We start from the raw sequence: 20502 nt of genomic DNA, 5'->3' as shown, positions 1-20502 counted from the left end.
GTNNCCTGTCTGCCCCCCCCGCCATTTTCCTCGCCCGCGCCCTCTACCGGCGGCGCTTCCCCGGCCGCGCCGCACTGTTGCGATTATGCGCAATGACGCTGATTCTGCCGGTGCTGGTCGCGGTGTTTGGCATTCTCAGCGTTTATGGACGTCAGGGCTGGCTGGCCGGGCTGTTCCACGCTGTGGGTTGGGAATGGACATTTTCGCCTTACGGCTNNTGGTGGAATGGCCCTGGCTGCGGCGGCAAATCCCGCCGGTGGCAGCGCTTATTTTTATGCTCTGCTTTGCCAGTTTCGCCACCGTGTTGTCGCTGGGCGGCGGTCCGCAGGCCACCACCATCGAACTGGCGATCTACCAGGCGCTGAATTTTGATTACGATCCGGGGCGCGCGGCGATGCTGGCGGTGCTGCAGATGATCTGCTGTNNGGTCGGCGGGTGTGCTGTGCGTGATCCTCACCCTGATGCTGCTGTGGAGCAGCCGCGAGCTGCGCATTCGCAATCAGGTGCTGGCCGGTCAGGCGATGGAGCTCAGCGGCATGCTGATTCTGGCAATGCCCGGCATCGTGCTGGCAACCGGCTTTTTCCTGCTGCTCAACAACACCGTGGGGCTGCCGGACTCTGCCGATGGCATTGTGATTTTCACCAACGCGTTGATGGCGATTCCCTACGCCCTGAAAGTGCTGGAAACGCCGATGCGCGATCTGACCGCCCGTTACAACACGCTGTGTCAGTCGCTGGGGCTGAGCGGTTTTACCCGTTTGCGGATTGTCGAACTGCGGGCGCTTAAACGCCCTGTCGCCCAGGCACTGGCGTTTGCCTGCGTTCTGTCGATCGGCGATTTCGGCGTTGTCGCCCTGTTTGGCAACGAGACGTTCCGCACGCTTCCCTACTATCTTTATCAGCAGATTGGCGCTTACCGCAGCCAGGACGGGGCGGTTACGGCCCTGCTGCTGCTGATCCTCTGTTTTCTGTTGTTCACCGTCATTGAAAAACTACCGGGGCGCGATGTTAAAACTGAATGATGTCACCTGGCTTTATAAGCATCTGCCGATGCGCTTCACCCTCTCCGTACAGCAGGGTGAGCAGGTGGCGGTGCTGGGGCCAAGCGGCGCGGGCAAAAGTACGTTGCTGAATCTGATCGCCGGGTTTCTCACGCCGGTGCGCGGCACAATGACGATCGAAAACCAGCCGCATACCAACACGCCGCCGTCTCGCCGCCCGGTCTCCATGCTGTTTCAGGAAAATAATCTCTTCAGCCATCTGACCGTACGGCAAAACATTGGCCTCGGGCTGAATCCGGGGCTGCGGCTGACGCCGGAACAGCAGCATAAGCTGGAGCTGATTGGGGCCCAGCCGGTACTGTTGCTGGATGAACCGTTTTCCGCTCTCGATCCGGCGCTGCGTCAGGAGATGCTGGCGCTGGTCGGCAACGTCTGTCAGCGTCAGCACATTACGCTGTTGATGGTGTCACACAGTGTGGAAGATGCCGCGCGGATCGCGCCGCGTTCGCTGGTGGTTGCCGACGGACGTATTGCCTGGGATGGCGCAACGGAAGANCTACGCCACAGTCGCCAGCACAGCCACACTGCCAGCCACAGCAGCACCGCCGTCAGCAACAGCAACCACTTAAAGCCGCCGCTTTGCACATCGGAAGGGATGTCGATCGCCGCGCCCGCCAGGATCCCCGGCATAAAATAGAGCGGCGGCCAGAACAGGCAGCCAATGATGTTTGGCACAACAAATTTAGAAACGGGTAGATCGAGCATGCCCGCCACCATCGGCACCAGCGGGCGCGTCGGGCCGACAAAACGCCCGATCAGAATGGTGATCATGCTGTGCTGATGCAGCGCGTGCTCGGTTTTATCGAGCAGCGCTTTGTTCTTTTTCATGAAGGACCAGCGGTGCAGCGGCTTTTTGAATCGCCACCCCAGCCAGAACGAGATCCAGTCGCCGAGCAGACAGCCGACGATACCCGCCATCCATGCCTGCCAGAAATTCACTTCGCCGCTGCCGATCAGCGCGCCAAGCCCGGCCATCATGACGGTGCCTGGCAGAATCAGCCCGACCAGCGCCAGCGACTCAAGGAGAGCCACCAGCGCCACTGCGATGAGCGAGTAAGTCGCCGATTGGGTAATGAAGTGCTCCAGCAGTGCCTGCATAACGCGTCCGGTAATTTAGGGAGTCAGGGATTCTCAAAGGGACTCGGTATTGAGTCAAGCTATGCCGTTACTTTCCTGTAACAAAATAATACACCATAGCGCCCCTGCCTGTACTCCCCGGTGGCTTATTCACACCCGGCGCGGAACTCGCTCGGGCTGGCCCCCGTGCACTTCTTAAATACTCGCGAAAAATAGAGCTGATCTTCAAAACCGACATTGCGCCCGACGCTGGCCACCGGCATGCGCGTGGTGCTGAGCAACAGTTTTGCCTGGCTGATACGCTGATCCTCGCGCCAGCTCAACACACTGACACCCAGTTGTTGGCGAAACAGATGTGACAGCCGCGACGGCGACAGACAGACGTGCTGAGCAACGCGTGCGATTTCAAAATGCGGATCCGCCAGGTGATCGCTGATGTACTGGCAGGCGTCGCGCACCCGGTTATCCATCGGCGGGAGCAAAGATTCGTTGATCGCCGCCATTCGGCGCAGCAGAAGTTGTTCCAGCAGGTTGATCGCCAGCAGTTCGGAGTAACGTCCGGCACCCTGTCCGGCATCGATAATCTGACCAAATAATTCGGCAAAACGGGTCTGGTGCGCGTCGTCCGGGCGATAAAACCCCGTCTGGCCGAAAATCGTGGGCCAACTCAGCCATTCGTGCCAGTAGGCGCGCGGCCGGAAATAGACCCACTGGTGATACCACTCTTTCGCATCCGCATGACGGCCATAGTGGTGAATTTCGCCAGGGGGAAACAGGACAATATCGCCAGGGCGGCAGACGAACTGTTTGCCATGATTATTAATCACCCCCTCGCCGCGGATCGTCAGATTGAGAATGTAGCCTTTCATGCCCAGCGGCCGGTCGATGAAAAAATCGAGATAACCCTCTGCATCAATCGGCGTTAAACCCGCCACCAGATGAGCGTTAAACGAATAGCCCGGCAGCAGGGGATCGTTTTGCGTTTCAGCCATAATTCCAGCACTCCCAAAGGACATTGTGGGAAACCAATTGTCCATATTGAATTTTCGGTTAACGGTACTGACGCTTACGCCGGGCTGCCGATGGCTGGATACTTCCAGACCCGCTCCATTCAACATTTTTTTCATCAGAAGCGGCAATCAGGCGCATTTTGGCGGGTAACGAAAGTGTCTATAAAGACGGCAGAAAAGTCCACATTGAATATTTGCACGACGTCACACTTTGCAACCCCATAGCGATTTAGTCCATAAGATTAGCGAATCCAACCTGACTCTTTTCAGTCACGCTATCTACTGTTTCTCCATACCCGTTTTTCTCTATGGAGTAACACGATGGCAATAGCAATCGGCCTCGATTTTGGTAGTGATTCAGTGCGCGCGCTGGCGGTGGAATGCACCACCGGCGAAGAGCTCGCCACCTGCGTTGAGTGGTACCCGCGCTGGCAGGAGGGGCGCTATTGCGATGCGGCCAATAACCAGTTTCGCCATCATCCACGCGATTACATCGACGCGATGGAAAGTGCGCTGAAAAATGTCCTCGCTGAACTGAGCGAAGGCCAGCGCCAGGACGTCGTCGGGATCGGCGTCGACAGCACCGGCTCCACGCCTGCGCCGGTGGATGCCGAAGGTCACGTACTGGCGCTACGCCCGGAATTTGCCGACAACCCGAACGCCATGTTTGTGCTGTGGAAAGATCATACTGCGGTGGAAGAAGCCGAGGAAATCACCCGTCTGTGTCATGCGCCGGGGAAAGTCGACTACTCCCGTTATATTGGCGGGATTTATTCCAGCGAATGGTTCTGGGCCAAAATTCTCCATGTCACCCGTCAGGATAGCGACGTCGCGCGCGCGGCCGCGTCATGGGTAGAGCTGTGTGACTGGGTGCCTGCCCTGCTCTCCGGCACCACCGCGCCGCAGGCCATGCGCCGTGGACGCTGCAGCGCCGGGCACAAATCGCTATGGCATGAAAGCTGGGGCGGACTGCCGCCGGCGAGCTTCTTCGACGAGCTTGATCCTTGCCTCAATCAGCATCTGACCTGGCCGCTGTTTACTGACACCTACACCGCCGACGTGCCGGTCGGCACGCTGAGCCCGGAATGGGCAAATCGCCTGGGGCTGGCACAAAACGTAGTCATTTCCGGCGGTGCCTTCGATTGTCATATGGGCGCGGTCGGCGCAGGCGCGCAGCCCAACGCACTGGTGAAAGTGATTGGCACCTCCACCTGCGACATCCTGATTGCCGACAAAAACAGCGTTGGCGAGCGTACGGTGAAAGGCATTTGCGGTCAGGTTGACGGCAGCGTGGTGCCTGATTTCATCGGTATGGAGGCCGGGCAGTCCGCGTTCGGCGATATCTACGCCTGGTTTGGTCGCGTTCTCGGCTGGCCGCTGGAACACCTGGCGGCGCAGCATCCGGAACTGAAAACGGAGATCAAAAACAGCCAGAAACAGCTGCTGCCTGCGCTGACCGACGCGTGGGCGAAAAATCCCTCTCTTGAACATCTCCCGGTGGTGCTCGACTGGTTTAACGGTCGCCGCACACCTGACGCCAATCAGCGCCTGAAAGGGGTGATTACCGATCTGAATCTGGCGACTGACGCCCCGGCCCTGTTCGGTGGGCTGATCGCCGCCACCGCGTTTGGTGCGAGAGCCATCATGGAGTGCTTCACGTCGCAGGGCATTCCGGTGAATAACGTGATGGCGCTGGGCGGCATCGCCCGCAAAAACCCGGTCATCATGCAGGTTTGTTGCGACGTCCTGAACCGCCCGCTACAGATTGTCGCCTCTGACCAGTGCTGTGCGTTGGGTGCGGCCATCTTCGCCGCCGTGGCAGCATGCGTGCATGCCGATATTCCTGCCGCGCAGCAGAAAATGGCGAGCCAGGTGGAAAGCACGCTGCAGCCACGCCAGCAGCAGGCGCAACGCTTCGAACAGCTTTACCAGCGCTACCAGCAATGGGCGGTCAGCGCAGAACAGCATTACCTTCCGACTAAACCCGTTTCTCAGGCAGCCCTGACCCAGTAAGGATTTCAACATGACGATTTTTAATAACTATGAAGTGTGGTTTGTGATCGGCAGTCAGCACCTCTACGGTGCGGAAACGCTACGCCAGGTCACCCAACATGCCGAGCATGTGGTCAACACCCTCAATGCGGAAGCAAAACTGCCCTGCAAACTGGTACTTAAACCACTCGGCACCACCCCGGACGAGATCACACAGATCTGCCGCAACGCCAATTACGACGACAAATGCGCGGGTCTGGTGGTGTGGCTGCACACCTTTTCACCAGCCAAAATGTGGATCAACGGGCTGACCATCCTCAACAAACCGCTGCTGCAGTTCCACACCCAGTTCAATGCGGCGCTGCCATGGGACAGCATCGACATGGACTTTATGAACCTGAACCAGACGGCGCACGGCGGTCGCGAGTTCGGCTTCATCGGCGCGCGGATGCGCCAGCAGCACAGCGTGGTCACTGGCCACTGGCAGGACAAACACGCTCACCAGCGCATCGGCGCCTGGATGCGTCAGGCGGTATCAAAACAGGATACCCGCCATCTGAAAGTGGTGCGTTTCGGCGATAACATGCGCGAAGTGGCGGTCACTGACGGTGATAAAGTCGCCGCGCAGATCAAGTTCGGTTTCTCGGTGAATACCTGGGCGGTGGGTGATCTGGTACAGGTGGTGAATGCCGTCAGCGATGGCGACGTTAACGCGCTGGTCGATGAATATGAAAGCCTCTATCGCCTGACCCCGGCGGCGCAAATTAACGGCGATAAACGGCAGAACGTGCTGGACGCCGCGCGTATCGAACTCGGTATGAAACGCTTCCTCGAACAGGGTGGATTCCACGCCTTTACCACGACGTTTGAAGATCTGCATGGTCTGAAGCAGTTGCCGGGCCTCGCTGTTCAGCGCCTGATGCAACAGGGCTACGGCTTTGCCGGTGAAGGTGACTGGAAGACCGCCGCGCTGCTGCGCATCATGAAAGTGATGGCGACGGGCCTTGAGGGCGGCACCTCCTTTATGGAGGATTACACCTACCACTTCGACAACGGCAACGATCTGGTGCTCGGTTCGCATATGCTGGAAGTGTGCCCGACCATCGCCACACCTGAAAAACCGATCCTCGACGTGCAATACCTCGGCATTGGTGGCAAAGCCGATCCGGCGCGTCTGATCTTCAACACCAAAACCGGCCCGGCCATTGTCGCCAGCCTTATCGATCTGGGCGATCGTTTCCGCCTGCTGGTCAATACCATCGAAACCGTCAAAACCCCGCACGATCTGCCGAAACTGCCGGTGGCTAACGCGCTGTGGCAGGCACATCCGGATCTCAACACCGCGTCAGAAGCCTGGATCATCGCAGGCGGCGCGCACCACACCGTCTTCAGCCACGCCTTAACGCTGGACGATATGCGCCAGTTCAGCGAACTGCATGACATCGAACTGACCGTGATTGATAACGACACTGCGCCACCGGCACAAGGAGCGCACAATGCTTGAAGAACTGAAGCGGCAGGTGCTGGAGGCCAATCTGGCGCTGCCGAAACACAATCTGGTGACGCTGACCTGGGGAAACGTCAGCGCGGTCGATCGCGAACATGGCGTGTTTATCATTAAGCCGTCCGGCGTCGATTACGGCGCGATGACGGCGGAAGATATGGTCGTAGTAAGCCTTGAAACGGGCGAGGTAGTCGAGGGGCGGAAAAAACCGTCATCCGACACGCCGACTCACCGCCTGCTTTACCGGTCTTTCCCGACCATCGGCGGCATCGTGCATACGCACTCCCGTCACGCCACCATCTGGGCACAGGCCGGGCTGCCCATCCCGGCGACCGGCACCACCCATGCAGACTATTTTTACGGTTCGATTCCCTGCACCCGCAAAATGACCGATCTGGAAATTAACGGCGAGTATGAGTGGGAAACCGGAAACGTGATTGTCGAAACCTTTAAACAGCGAGGCATCGACGCCGCCCAAATGCCCGGCGTACTGGTGCACTCCCACGGCCCGTTCGCGTGGGGAAAAAATGCCGAAGATGCCGTACATAACGCCATCGTGCTGGAAGAAGTCGCCTATATGGGCATTTTCTGCCGCCAGCTGGCGCCCCAGCTGCCCGATATGCAGCAAACGTTGCTGGATAAACACTATTTGCGCAAGCATGGCGCGAAAGCATATTACGGGCAGTAATTTCACAAACAGTGCCTGCGTTGCAGGCATCTGTTTAATCATATTCATTTTCAATCGGTTATTTTAAACGATAAATATATGGTATTTGTTTCGCCAGGCCGCTTTTGTTATAAAACCCCGCAAGCACGTTCTTCCATCCTAAATATGCCCAGGGAACCACGGGGTAAAATGAAAAAATGGATTTTATTGCTATCAGCCATTCTCCTGTTGCCACCCGTGTTGCTCTTCGGTTGGTTTGGGCTGACATCTGGAACTCACGCCTATAAACGTAGCGATACGTTTTCGTACTGGCTGTATACGCCTGACGCCTTAAAAAACGTACCCTCAGTGTCAAAGTATGTTGAATACAGTTACGCCTACGATCCGGATAATCAGCAGACCCGATTTATCATTACCTGGAAAGATATTGAGCATCGCGCCGAAAAAAAAGCATTACTCCTCGGTTTTCTGAAATCTATGAAGCGCCCGATTAAGTATGATTGTCTTTGGCTCTACCATGACCAAAGCGATTACGCGAACAGCTATCAACGCTATTGCATTTATCAGAAATGGAACACGCTTGAACTGGAGTTATTCGAAAACTCCCGTTAGCGTTTTGCACTGTATAAAAAATCAGTATATGGGCAAAAACCAGGTTATACTAACGCCTGGTTTTGTTTTGTGAGAATGCAGCGTGGCGCAGGCGCGAGAAGGCTTTTTACTCACCCGTCACTGGCGGGATACCCCTCAGGGCACAGAAGTTGATTTCTGGCTGGCGACGGATCACGGCCCGCTGAAAGTGACGCTGCCGCCGCAGGAGTCGGTGGCGTTTATTCCTGCCCGGCTGAGTGAAAAGGTCAACGNNTCGCCCCGCCGGAGCGTTTTCTGATGGAGCGGTTTATTACCGCACCGGTATGGGTTGAAGGTGACGTACGAGACGATGCGCTGGTAAACGCGCGAATGAAACCCAGCCCGCACTATCGCCCGCCGCTGAAATGGGTCTCGCTGGATATCGAAACCAATCGCCACGGAGAGCTTTATTGCATCGGTCTTGAGGGCTGCGGTCAGCGCACGGTGTACATGCTTGGCCCGCAAAACGGCGATCCTTCCGGGCTCGATTTCAAACTGGAATACGTCAACAGCCGCCCGCAACTGCTGGAAAAACTCAACGCCTGGTTATGACCCGGACGTGCTCATCGGCTGGAGCGTGGTGCAGTTCGATTTACGCGTGTTGCAAAAACATGCCGAGCGCTATCGTATCCCGCTTTTGCTCGGTCGCAACGGCAGCGAAATCGAGTGGCGTGAGCACGGTTTTAAAAACGGTGTTTTCTTTGCCCAGGCCGATGGACGGTTGATTATCGACGGCATCGAAGCGCTGAAATCCGCGTTCTGGAGCTTTTCCTCTTTTTCGCTGGAGGCGGTGTCTCAGGAACTGCTCGGCGAGGGTAAATCCATCGATAACCCGTGGGACAGGATGGATGAAATTGACCGCCGTTTCGCCGAAGATAAACCCGCACTGGCCACCTATAATCTCAAAGATTGCGAACTGGTGACGCGTATTTTCCATAAAACGGACATCATGCCGTTTTTGCTGGAACGCGCCACCGTCAACGGCTTGCCGGTCGATCGCCACGGCGGTTCTGTTGCTGCCTTCAGCCACCTCTATTTCCCCCGCATGCACCGCCTGGGCTACGTGGCTCCCAACTTAGGCGAAGTACCGCCGCAGGCGAGCCCTGGCGGCTATGTGATGGATTCACGGCCCGGGCTGTATGATTCGGTGCTGGTGCTCGACTACAAAAGCCTGTATCCGTCCATCATCCGCACCTTTCTGATCGACCCCGTCGGCTTAGTAGAAGGGATGGCGCAGCCGGATCCTGAACACAGCACGGAAGGTTTTCTCGGCGCCCGGTTTTCACGTGAAAAACATTGTCTGCCGGGGATCGTCAGCCAGATCTGGCACGGGCGAGACGAGGCAAAACAGCATAAAAATAAGCCGCTGTCGCAGGCGCTGAAAATCATCATGAATGCCTTTTACGGCGTGCTGGGCACCAGCGCGTGCCGCTTTTTCGATCCGCGACTGGCCTCGTCGATCACCATGCGCGGCCATGCGATCATGCGTCAGACCAAAGCGCTGATCGAGTCGCAGGGCTATGATGTGATTTATGGCGATACCGATTCCACCTTCGTCTGGCTCAAACGCGCGCACAGCGAAGAGGATGCGGCGCAAATTGGCCAGCGGCTGGTACAATACGTCAACGCCTGGTGGGAAAGCGAGTTGCAAAAAGAGGGGCTAACCAGCGCGCTGGAACTGGAATTTGAAACCCATTTTTGCCGTTTTTTGATGCCGACCATTCGCGGTACTGAAACCGGCAGTAAAAAGCGCTACGCGGGCATGATTCAGGAAGGCGACAGCCAGCGCATGTTGTTCAAAGGGCTGGAAACGGTGCGCACCGACTGGACACCGCTGGCGCAGCAGTTTCAGCAGTCGCTCTATCTGCGCATTTTCCGTAATGAACCTTATCGCGATTACATTCGTGAGACGATCGACAAGCTGATGGCCGGTGAGCTTGATGCGCAGCTGATCTACCGTAAGCAGCTCAGGCNNATCAGCGCAACGTCCCGCCGCACGTGCGCGCGGCGCGGCAGGCGGACGAACATAACGCCCGACTGGGTCGCCCGTTGCAGTATCAGCGTCGCGGTTCCATCAAATACGTCTGGACGACCAGCGGCCCCGAACCGGTGGCCTATCAGCAGTCGCCGCTCGATTATGAGCACTATTTGTCAAAACAATTACAACCGGTTGCGGATGGAATACTCCCTTTCGTCGACGACGACTTTGCTACAATACTGACAGGGCAAATGGGGCTGTTTTGACAGGTGACTAAGTCATCGGCTTCCAGTACCATAGCGCCCTTTCCATTCCTGGCCCCAATTTTGATTACCGTCAGCATCATCGACGGTGATGAACTATTGCCTGCAATTAAAGATAGAGCCGAATAAATATGCCTTTTACACTTGGTCAACGCTGGATTAGCGATACAGAGAGCGAACTGGGATTAGGAACCGTAGTAGCGCTGGATACGCGCATGGTGACCCTTCTTTTCCCGGCGACAGGTGAAAACCGTCTGTACGCGCGCAACGACTCCCCCATCACTCGCGTGATGTTTAACCCGGGCGACACCGTCACCAGCCATGATGGCTGGCAGCTCCTCGTTGATGAAGTTTTAGAAGAAAATGGCCTGCTGGCCTATGTTGGCACCCGCCAGGACACGCAAGAAAGCAACGTGACGCTGCGTGAAGTGCTGCTCGACAGCAAACTGGTTTTCAGCAAACCCCAGGATCGCCTGTTCGCCGGCCAAATCGACCGTATGGATCGTTTTGCCCTGCGCTACCGCGCACGTAAATACCAAAGCGAACAGTACCGCATGCCATGGAGCGGTCTGCGCGGCCAGCGCACGTCGTTGATCCCGCACCAGTTGCATATCGCGCATGACGTCGGTCGTCGTCACGCCCCACGCGTACTGCTGGCGGATGAAGTGGGTCTGGGAAAGACCATTGAAGCCGGGATGGTGCTGCATCAGCAGTTGCTGTCTGGTGCCGCCGAGCGCGTGCTGATTATCGTGCCGGAAACCCTGCAACACCAGTGGCTGGTCGAAATGCTGCGTCGCTTCAACCTGCGCTTTGCGCTGTTTGATGACGAACGCTACGCCGAAGCCCAGCACGACGCGTACAACCCCTTTGATACCGAACAGCTGGTTATCTGTTCCCTCGATTTCGTGCGCCGTAATAAAGAGCGCCTGGAGCATCTGTGCGATGCCGAGTGGGATCTGATGGTGGTCGATGAAGCGCACCATCTGGTGTGGAGCGAAGCCGCGCCGAGCCGCGAATATCAGGCCATCGAACTACTGGCTGCCCGCGTGCCGGGCGTTCTGCTGTTAACAGCAACGCCTGAACAACTGGGGCTGGAAAGCCACTTTGCCCGTCTGCGTCTGCTGGATCCGAACCGTTTCCACGACTTCGCCCAGTTCGTCGCCGAACAGCAAAATTACCGCCCGGTCGCCGACGCCGTTGCGCTGCTGCTGGCGGGAACGCGGCTGACGGATGAGCAACTGAACACCTTTGGCGATCTGATTGGCGAACAGGACATTGAGCCGCTGCTGCAAATGGCGAACAGCGACCGCGACGGCGCTGCAGACGCGCGTCAGGAGCTGATCTCCATGCTAATGGACCGACACGGCACCAGCCGCGTGCTGTTCCGCAACACCCGTAACGGCGTGAAAGGCTTCCCGAAACGCGAGCTGCATACCATTAAACTGCCGCTGCCGACGCAGTATCAGACGGCGATCAAAGTCTCCGGCATCATGGGTGCCCGTAAAAGTGCCGAAGAACGCGCCCGTGACATGCTCTACCCGGAACAGATTTATCAGGAATTTGAAGGCGACAGCGGCACCTGGTGGAACTTCGACCCGCGCGTCGAGTGGCTGATGGGCTACCTGACCAGTCACCGTTCACAGAAAGTGCTGGTGATTTGCGCCAAAGCCACCACCGCGCTACAGCTTGAGCAGGTGCTGCGCGAGCGTGAAGGCATTCGCGCCGCGGTGTTCCACGAAGGCATGTCGATTATCGAGCGCGACCGCGCCGCCGCCTGGTTTGCCGAAGAAGACACCGGCGCGCAGGTGCTGCTGTGCTCCGAAATCGGATCTGAAGGCCGTAACTTCCAGTTCGCCAGCCATCTGGTGATGTTCGATCTGCCGTTTAACCCGGATCTGCTGGAACAGCGTATCGGCCGTCTCGACCGTATCGGTCAGGCGCATGACATCCAGATCCACGTGCCATATCTGGAAAAAACCGCCCAGTCGGTGCTGGTGCGCTGGTATCACGAAGGTCTCGACGCCTTCGAACACACCTGTCCGACCGGCCGCGCGATTTACGACAGCGTCTACAGCCAGCTGATTACCTACCTGGCGGCGCCGGAAGAGACTGTTGGCTTCGACGAGCTGATCAAAGCCTGCCGTGAACAGCATGACGCCCTGAAAGCCCAACTGGAGCAGGGGCGCGACCGTCTGCTGGAAATTCACTCCAACGGCGGCGAAAAAGCGCAGCAGCTTGCGGAAAGCATTGAAGAACAGGATGACGATACCGGGCTGATTAACTTCGCCATGAACCTGTTCGACATCATCGGCATTAACCAGGATGATCGCGGCGAAAACCTGATTGTCCTGACGCCGTCCGATCATATGCTGGTCCCGGATTTCCCTGGCCTGCCGGAAGATGGCTGCACCATTACGTTTGAACGTGACGTTGCGCTGTCCCGCGAAGACGCGCAGTTCATCACCTGGGAACATCCGCTGATCCGCAACGGCCTCGATCTGATCCTCTCCGGCGATACCGGCAGCAGCACTATTTCACTGTTGAAAAACAAAGCGTTACCGGTAGGCACGCTGCTGCTGGAGCTGATTTACGTGGTCGAAGCGCAGGCACCGAAACAGCTGCAGTTGCACCGCTTCCTGCCGCCAACGCCAGTGCGTATGCTGCTGGATAAGAACGGCAACAATCTGGCCGGTCAGGTGGAATTTGAAAGCTTCAACCGCCAGCTGAGCGCAGTGAACCGCCATACCGGCAGTAAGCTGGTGAATGCCGTGCAGCAGGACGTTCATGCGATCCTGCAACTGGGGGAAGCGCAGGTGGAAAAAGCCGCCCGCACGCTGATTGATGCGGCCCGCAGTGAAGCGGATGATAAGCTGAGCGCGGAACTGTCGCGTCTGGAAGCGCTGAAAGCCGTGAACCCGAACATCCGTGACGATGAACTGGCAGCCATCGAAAGCAACCGTCAGCAGGTGATGGAGAGCCTCGCCCAGGCCGGCTGGCGTCTCGATGCGCTGCGTCTGGTTGTGGTGACACACCAGTAACAGGAGCCCCTGCATGGGAATGGAAAACTACCATCCGCCAACCGAGCCATGGCTGGTCATTCTCTACCAGGATGACCATATCATGGTGGTCAACAAGCCCAGCGGCTTGCTGTCCGTGCCTGGTCGTCTGGAAGAGCATAAAGACAGCATCATGACCCGCATTCAGCGTGATTATCCGCAGGCGGAGTCGGTGCATCGTCTGGATATGGCGACCAGCGGCGTGATTGTCGTCGCCCTGACCAAAAACGCGGAACGCGAGCTAAAACGCCAGTTCCGCGAGCGCGAGCCGAAAAAGCAGTACGTGGCGCGCGTGTGGGGGCATCCTGAAAAAGCCGAAGGGATCGTGGATTTGCCGCTGATATGCGACTGGCCGAACCGGCCAAAGCAGAAGGTGTGTTATGAAACGGGGAAAGCGGCGCAAACCAGGTATGAAGTGGTGGAATACGCGAGCGACAACACCGCGCGCGTGGTGCTCAAACCGATTACCGGACGCTCCCATCAGTTGCGTGTGCACATGCTGGCGCTGGGCCACCCTATTCTGGGCGATCGGTTTTATGCCTCGCCAGAGGCGCTGGCCATGGCGCCGCGCCTGCTGCTGCATGCTGAAATGCTGACCATTACCCATCCGGCCTACGGCAACAGCATGACGTTTAAAGCGCCGGTCGATTTCTGAGTCCAGTGCCCGGTGCCTGCCGGGCCTGTCTGATTATTTAATCCCTTTCTGCTCTTTAATCAGCTCGTACGCTTTCTGAATTTCCTGCGCTTTTTGCTTCGCCATCTCCATCATTTCCGGCGGTAACCCTTTTGCCACCAGCTTGTCCGGGTGATGCTCAGCCATCAGCTTGCGGTACGCCCGTTTGATAGTGGCGTTATCGTCCGACGGTTTCACCCCCAGCACGTTACAGGCGTCTTCCAGCGTCGGGCCGCGCTGCGCCTGCTGCCAGCCACCGCCACCTTGCGATTGCTGCTGATAACCGCCGCCAAACTGTGCGCCGCCCTGCATCATGCGCAGGAACATTTCAAACTGCTGGCGAGAGATGCCGAGCTCGTCGGCGATGACAAACAGCACCTCGCGCTCGTTCGGGTGCAGACTGCCGTCGGCAAACGCCGCCTGGATCTGAATTTCCAGAAACATCCGAATCAGATCAAATCGGCCAAAACAGACGCTGCGCAGCTGGCGCATCTTTTCCCGCAGCGGGTAGTTATCCGCTTTACCGACGCGAAACGCCTGTTGTGCCGCTTCGCGGGATTCGCCATGAAGATTCATGCGATCCATCAGCTGCGTGGCGATATGGATATCCGCTTCGGTGACGCGACCTTTCGATTTGGTCAGGTGTCCCATGACTTCAAAGGTGGTCGCGAAAAATAAGGACTGACGCGCCTGCTGGCTGGCAAAACCATTCAGTCTACGAGCGCGAGCCTGATCGAACATATGTCCGACAAGAAAACCGAGTACGACACCCCAGAAGCCGCCACCCATCATCAATGCGATGGCAACACCGATCACTTTTCCCCAATACTGCATATACTCCCCAAATCGTCCAATTCGTCATGCCAGCGGCTAAAATTTGCATTATCATACTCGTCATTCGACACGGTGCCTAACACCTCCGGTGTGAAACGGACATATATACAGCATCATTTGGATGCCAACGGCGAGTATAAAGACTAGCGTCATGATGATGAGTACGTTAGTCTCTGACCGTTTGCCAGCAATGCCACAGATGACGGAACAACAAATACAACGTATGAAAAAACGTATTCCCACCCTCCTGGCGACCATGATTGCCAGCGCCTTATACAGCCAGCAGAGTCTGGCTGCCGATCTCGCATCACAATGTATGCTGGGCGTACCAAGTTATAACCGTCCTCTGGTGCAAGGCGATACTAACGATCAACCCGTCACCATTAATGCCGATCACGCGAAAGGGGATTACCCCGATAACGCGGTATTTACCGGCAATGTGGATGTGAATCAGGGAAATAGCCGCCTGCAGGCGGATGAGATCCAGCTTCACCAGAAACAGGCGGAAGGCCAGCCCGATCCCGTGCGCACGGTCGATGCGTTGGGCAATGTACACTACGACGACAATCAGGTAATCCTGAAAGGTCCGAAAGCCTGGTCGAATCTGAATACTAAAGACACCAACGTCTGGGAAGGCGATTACCAGATGGTGGGTCGTCAGGGTCGTGGTACCGCTGACGTCATGAAACAGCGCGGCGAAAACCGCTATACCATTCTGGATAACGGCACTTTTACCTCTTGTCTGCCAGGTTCAAACACCTGGAGCGTGGTGGGGAGTGAAGTTATCCACGATCGCGAAGAGCAGGTTGCGGAAATCTGGAACGCGCGCTTTAAGCTCGGCCCGGTGCCGGTCTTCTACAGCCCTTACCTGCAGTTGCCGGTGGGTGATAAGCGTCGTTCAGGCTTCCTGATCCCTAATGCGAAATACAGCACCACCAACTATTTCGAATTCTATCTCCCGTATTACTGGAACATCGCGCCTAACTTCGATGCCACCATTACGCCGCACTACATTCATAAACGTGGCAACATCCAGTGGCAGAACGAATTCCGTTACCTGACGCAAGCCGGTTCGGGTCTGGTCGAATTTGACTACATGCCGTCGGACAGCGTGTATCAGGACGAATACAATGCCGGACAGCATCCGGGCGAAGACAGTAAACACCGCTGGCTGTTCTACTGGCGACATGCCGGAGTGATGGATCAGGTGTGGCGCTTCAACGTTGACTACACCAAGGTCAGCGACTCCACCTACTACAACGATTTTGACTCTAAATACGGCTCCAGTACCGACGGCTACGCGACGCAAAAATTCAGCGTCGGTTATGCGCTGCAGAACTTTAACGCCACAGTGTCAACCAAACAGTTCCAGGTCTTCGACAGCCAGTCCCGCAGCAGCTATTCCGCGGAACCACAGCTGGATGTGAACTGGTACCAGAACGACGTCGGGCCGTTTGATACGCGCATTTACGGTCAGGCGGTTCACTTTGTGAATACCCAGTCCAATAAGCCGGAAGCGACTCGTGTGCACCTCGAGCCGGTCATTAACCTGCCGCTGTCGAACGACTGGGCCAGCCTTAACACCGAGGCCAAGCTGATGGCGACGCACTACCAGCAGACTAACCTCGACACGTGGAACGCAAGCAGCGACAACAAAAATAACCAGCTAGATGAGTCCGTCAGCCGTGTGCTGCCGCAGTTTAAAGTTGATGGCAAAATGGTCTTTGAGCGTGAGATGAACTGGGAGGAGGGTTATTCCCAGACGCTGGAGCCGCGCATGCAGTACCTGTATGTGCCGTATAAAGACCAGAGCAATATTAATAACTACGACTCCTCGTTGCTGCAGTCAGACTACAGCGGCCTGTTCCGCGACCGTACCTATGGTGGTCTCGACCGCATCGCGTCTGCCAACCAGGTCACGACCGGCGTCACAACTCGCGTTTATGATGCAGCTGCAGTTGAACAATTTAACGTTTCAGTAGGTCAAATCTACTATTTCACCGAGTCTCGCACCGGTGATGACAATATCAACTGGGAAAAAGACAACAAAACCGGCTCGCTGGTGTGGGCGGGCGATACCTACTGGCGCATCTCCGATCGCTGGGGTCTGCGTGGTGGCGTGCAGTACGATACCCGTCTGGACAACATCGCCAACAGCACCGCGACCGTGGAATATCGTCGTGATGAAGACCGTCTGATTCAGTTTAACTACCGTTACGCCAGCCCGGAATATATCCAGGCGACGTTACCAAAAAACGCGCAAGATCTGACCTGGCAGTCTGCCCAGTATAAAGACGGGATTTCTCAGGTAGGCGCGGTGGCAAGCTGGCCGTTGGTTGATCGCTGGTCAATCGTCGGCGCTTACTACTTCGACACCAATGCGAATAAACCTGCTGACCAGATGCTGGGCGTGCAGTACAACTCCTGCTGTTATGCGATCCGCGTCGGTTACGAGCGCAAACTTAACGGCTGGGATACACAAAACAACCAGAGCAAATACGACAACGTTATTGGCTTCAACATCGAGCTCCGCGGCCTCAGCTCCAACTACGGCCTGGGCACGCAGCAAATGCTGCGCTCGAATATTCTGCCGTATCGTAGTTCCTTGTAATGACATTAATTTGCAACGAAAACCGCCCTTGCGGCGGGTAAAAATGGAAAAAGTATGAAGAACTGGAAAACGCTGCTTCTTGGTCTCGCTATGATAGCGAATACCAGCTTCGCGGCCCCGCAGGTTGTCGATAAAGTAGCTGCCGTCGTCAATAACGGCGTCGTACTGGAAAGTGACGTTGATGGTTTGATGCAATCGGTGAAGCTTAACGCCGGTCAGGCCGGGCAGCAGTTGCCGGATGACACCACGTTGCGCCATCAGATCCTCGAACGTCTGATTATGGACCAGATTGTTTTGCAGATGGGCCAGAAAATGGGCGTCAAAGTGACTGACGAACAGCTGGATCAGGCTATCGGCAACATCGCCAAACAGAACAACATGTCTATGGATCAGATGCGCAGCCGTCTGGCCTATGACGGGATCAACTACAACACCTACCGTAGCCAGATCCGCAAAGAGATGATCATCTCCGAAGTGCGCAACAACGAAGTGCGTCGCCGCATTACCGTGCTGCCGCAGGAAGTCGATGCGCTGGCGAAACAGGTGGGCAATCAGAATGACGCCAGCACAGAGCTGAATCTGAGCCACATCCTGATCGCGCTGCCGGAAAACCCGACCTCCGATCAGGTGAACGAAGCCGAAACCCAGGCGCGTTCGATTGTCGATCAGGCGCGTAACGGCGCGGACTTCGGCAAGCTGGCGATCACCTACTCTGCTGACCAGCAGGCGCTGAAAGGCGGTCAGATGGGCTGGGGCCGTATTCAGGAGCTGCCGTCTATCTTCGCCCAGGCACTGAGCACGGCGAAGAAAGGCGACGTTGTCGGTCCAATCCGTTCTGGTGTCGGTTTCCACGTGCTGAAAGTGAACGACCTGCGCGGTCAGTCGCAGAGCATTTCGGTCACTGAAGTGCATGCCCGTCACATTCTGCTGAAGCCGTCGCCGATCATGAGCGACGACCAGGCACGCGCGAAAATCGAACAAATCGCGGCGGATATCAAGAGCGGCAAAACCAGTTTTGCTAACGCGGCGAAAGAGTTCTCCCAGGATCCAGGCTCTGCCAACCAGGGCGGCGATTTAGGCTGGGGCGCGCCAGACATGTACGATCCGGCGTTCCGTGATGCACTGACCAAGCTGAACAAAGGCCAGATGAGCGGCCCGGTTCACTCCTCTTTTGGCTGGCATCTGATTGAACTGCTGGATACCCGCAACGTCGATAAAACCGACGCCGCGCAGAAAGACCGTGCTTACCGCATGCTGATGAACCGTAAGTTTGCGGAAGAAGCCGCGACCTGGATGCAGGAACAACGCGCCAGCGCGTATGTGAAAATTCTGAGCAACTAATGACGCATCGTGTCGTAATCACTCCNNCCGGCGACCCCGCCGGGATTGGCCCGGATCTCGTGGCCCAGCTCGCTCAGCGCGACTGGCCGGTCGAGCTGGTGGTCTGTGCCGATGGCGATTTACTCATAAACCGGGCGGCAACGTTCGGTTTGCCGTTGACGCTCCTGCCGTATCAACCCGGGCAACCCGCTACCCCGCAGCGCGCGGGGACGTTAACACTTCTCCCGATTGTCCTGCATGCTCCCGCCGAGCCCGGCGTTCTCAACGTGCTTAACGGCCCCTATGTGGTCGAAACGCTGGCCCGCGCCTGCGATGGTGCGGTGAGCGGCGAATTTTCCGCGCTGATTACCGGGCCGGTGCATAAGGGCATCATCAACGATGCAGGCATCGCCTTTACCGGCCACACCGAGTTCTTTGAGGAACGTTCGCGGGCCAGCAAAGTGGTGATGATGCTGGCGACCGAAGAGTTACGCGTTGCGCTGGCTACCACGCATCTGCCACTGAAAGCCATCAGCGACGCTATCACGCCGGATCTGCTGCGGGACGTGATCACCATTTTGCACGATGATCTGCAAAGCAAATTTGGTATTGCACAGCCGCACGTGCTGGTTTGCGGTCTGAATCCGCACGCCGGTGAGGGCGGCCATATGGGAACGGAAGAGATAGACACCATCATTCCGGTGCTGGAAGAGATGCGGGCAAAGGGGATGAATCTGAGCGGCCCGCTGCCTGCCGATACGCTTTTCCAGCCGAAGTATCTCGACCATGCGGATGCCGTGCTCGCAATGTACCACGATCAGGGCCTGCCCGTGCTAAAATACCAGGGCTTTGGCCGTGGCGTAAACATTACGCTGGGTCTGCCTTTTATTCGAACTTCCGTTGACCACGGTACCGCCCTTGATCTGGCGGGCAAAGGGGAAGCGGAAGTCGGCAGTTTTATTACGGCGCTTAATCTCGCCATCAAAATGATTGTTAACTCTCAATGAATAATCGAGTCCATCAGGGCCACTTAGCCCGTAAACGTTTCGGGCAAAACTTCCTCAACGATCAGTTTGTGATCGAAAGTATCGTCTCGGCCATCAATCCCCAGAAAGGCCAGGCGATGGTCGAAATCGGCCCCGGCCTCGCGGCGCTGACCGAACCGGTTGGCGAGCGCCTGGATAAACTCACCGTTATCGAGCTTGACCGCGACCTCGCCGCGCGTCTGAAAACGCATCCGTTCCTCGGGCCGAAGCTGACCATTTATCAGCAGGACGCCATGACCATGGACTTCGGCACGTTGTCGCAGGAGCTGGGTCAGCCGCTGCGCGTCTTTGGTAACCTGCCCTATAACATCTCCACACCGCTGATGTTTCATCTGTTTAGCTATACTGATGCGATTGCAGACATGCATTTCATGCTGCAAAAAGAGGTGGTTAATCGTCTGGTTGCAGGACCAAACAGTAAGGCGTATGGTCGATTAAGCGTCATGGCGCAGTATTACTGCCAGGTGATCCCGGTGCTGGAAGTGCCGCCAGGCGCGTTTACGCCGCCACCAAAGGTGGATTCCGCCGTGGTACGTCTGGTTCCGCACGCGGTGATGCCGCATCCGGTAAAAGAGGTGCGCGCGCTGAGCCGCATCACCACCGAAGCGTTTAACCAGCGTCGTAAAACGATCCGCAACAGTCTGGGAAATGTCTTCAGCGTTGAGGTCCTGACAGAGCTGGGAATCGATCCGGCCATGCGCGCCGAGAATATTTCAGTGGCGCAATATTGCCTGCTGGCGAACTGGCTGACCGACAATGCCCCCCCGAAGGAGAGCTAAA

General features: G+C 56.8%; 12 protein-coding genes and 4 pseudogenes. 13 read left to right on the top strand and 3 right to left on the bottom strand.

Annotated features, from left to right (window positions below):
• Positions 1-5 precede the first annotated feature (5 nt).
• Together GM30_RS18475 and GM30_RS24845 are read left to right on the top strand one after the other, a co-directional pair.
• Positions 6-1022 (top strand): annotated as a pseudogene (locus GM30_RS18475) (thiamine/thiamine pyrophosphate ABC transporter permease ThiP); the annotation flags it as partial.
• Positions 1006-1560 (top strand): annotated as a pseudogene (locus GM30_RS24845) (ATP-binding cassette domain-containing protein); the annotation flags it as partial. The pseudogenes GM30_RS18475 and GM30_RS24845, both read left to right, overlap by 17 nt.
• Here GM30_RS24845 and GM30_RS18465 read toward each other — a convergent pair.
• Positions 1527-2159: pseudogene (locus tag GM30_RS18465) on the bottom strand (DedA family protein); the annotation flags it as partial. The pseudogenes GM30_RS24845 and GM30_RS18465 overlap by 34 nt on opposite strands.
• 125 nt (positions 2160-2284) lie before the next feature.
• Positions 2285-3130 carry an arabinose operon transcriptional regulator AraC gene (gene araC, locus GM30_RS18460; RefSeq protein ID WP_049849819.1) on the bottom strand — a complete coding sequence of 282 codons (846 nt, stop codon included), beginning with the start codon at positions 3128-3130 and terminating at the stop codon, positions 2285-2287.
• Positions 3131-3469: 339 nt separating this feature from the next.
• Between araC and araB the strand changes: the two genes are divergently transcribed.
• From araB to rluA, 7 genes and pseudogenes are all read left to right on the top strand, one after another.
• Positions 3470-5161, top strand: a complete 1692-nt coding sequence (araB, locus tag GM30_RS18455) for a ribulokinase (RefSeq protein WP_049849818.1) — start codon at positions 3470-3472, stop codon at positions 5159-5161.
• A gap of 10 nt (positions 5162-5171) precedes the next feature.
• A complete protein-coding gene (gene araA, locus GM30_RS18450) occupies positions 5172-6644 on the top strand; it encodes an L-arabinose isomerase (protein WP_049849817.1) in 1473 nt (490 codons plus the stop codon).
• The gene (gene araD / locus GM30_RS18445) at positions 6637-7332 is read left to right on the top strand and encodes an L-ribulose-5-phosphate 4-epimerase (RefSeq protein WP_049849816.1); all 696 of its coding nucleotides are present in this window, start codon (positions 6637-6639) and stop codon (positions 7330-7332) included. The genes araA and araD overlap by 8 nt, the downstream gene beginning before the upstream one ends.
• Positions 7333-7500: 168 nt before the next feature.
• Entirely contained in the window at positions 7501-7923 is a 423-nt protein-coding gene (locus tag GM30_RS18440) for a hypothetical protein (protein WP_049849815.1), read from the top strand.
• Between the two features lie 82 nt (positions 7924-8005).
• Positions 8006-10185, top strand: a pseudogene (polB, locus tag GM30_RS18435) (DNA polymerase II).
• Between the two features lie 128 nt (positions 10186-10313).
• A complete protein-coding gene (rapA, locus tag GM30_RS18430; protein ID WP_049849814.1) occupies positions 10314-13220 on the top strand; it encodes an RNA polymerase-associated protein RapA in 2907 nt (968 codons plus the stop codon).
• Positions 13221-13233: 13 nt separating this feature from the next.
• Complete coding sequence (gene rluA / locus GM30_RS18425; protein WP_049849813.1) at positions 13234-13893, top strand: bifunctional tRNA pseudouridine(32) synthase/23S rRNA pseudouridine(746) synthase RluA; 660 nt, start codon at positions 13234-13236, stop codon at positions 13891-13893.
• Between the two features lie 33 nt (positions 13894-13926).
• On the opposite strand, the gene djlA is transcribed toward rluA, so the two are convergent.
• On the bottom strand, positions 13927-14745 hold the full coding sequence (gene djlA, locus GM30_RS18420; protein ID WP_049849812.1) for a co-chaperone DjlA: 819 nt from the start codon (positions 14743-14745) through the stop codon (positions 13927-13929).
• 223 nt (positions 14746-14968) lie between these two features.
• Here djlA and lptD point away from each other — a divergent pair, with 223 nt between their 5' ends.
• The 4 genes from lptD to rsmA all read left to right on the top strand — a co-directional run bounded on the left by lptD (position 14969) and on the right by rsmA (position 20501).
• Positions 14969-17356 (top strand): LPS assembly protein LptD, encoded by a 2388-nt coding sequence (gene lptD / locus GM30_RS18415; RefSeq protein ID WP_049849811.1) that lies wholly within the window; start codon positions 14969-14971, stop codon positions 17354-17356.
• A gap of 54 nt (positions 17357-17410) precedes the next feature.
• Positions 17411-18697, top strand: a complete 1287-nt coding sequence (gene surA, locus GM30_RS18410; protein WP_049849810.1) for a peptidylprolyl isomerase SurA — start codon at positions 17411-17413, stop codon at positions 18695-18697.
• On the top strand, positions 18697-19683 hold the full coding sequence (gene pdxA, locus GM30_RS18405; protein WP_049849809.1) for a 4-hydroxythreonine-4-phosphate dehydrogenase PdxA: 987 nt from the start codon (positions 18697-18699) through the stop codon (positions 19681-19683). Before surA ends, pdxA begins: the two co-directional genes overlap by 1 nt.
• Complete coding sequence (gene rsmA, locus GM30_RS18400) at positions 19680-20501, top strand: 16S rRNA (adenine(1518)-N(6)/adenine(1519)-N(6))-dimethyltransferase RsmA (protein ID WP_049849808.1); 822 nt, start codon at positions 19680-19682, stop codon at positions 20499-20501. Before pdxA ends, rsmA begins: the two co-directional genes overlap by 4 nt.
• Position 20502: the final 1 nt, after the last annotated feature.

This window comes from Trabulsiella odontotermitis (genome assembly GCF_001188485.1).
Lineage (GTDB): Bacteria > Pseudomonadota > Gammaproteobacteria > Enterobacterales > Enterobacteriaceae > Trabulsiella > Trabulsiella odontotermitis_A.
Note: the sequence above shows the minus strand (reverse complement) of the source record. Positions and strands in the feature narration are given on the sequence as shown.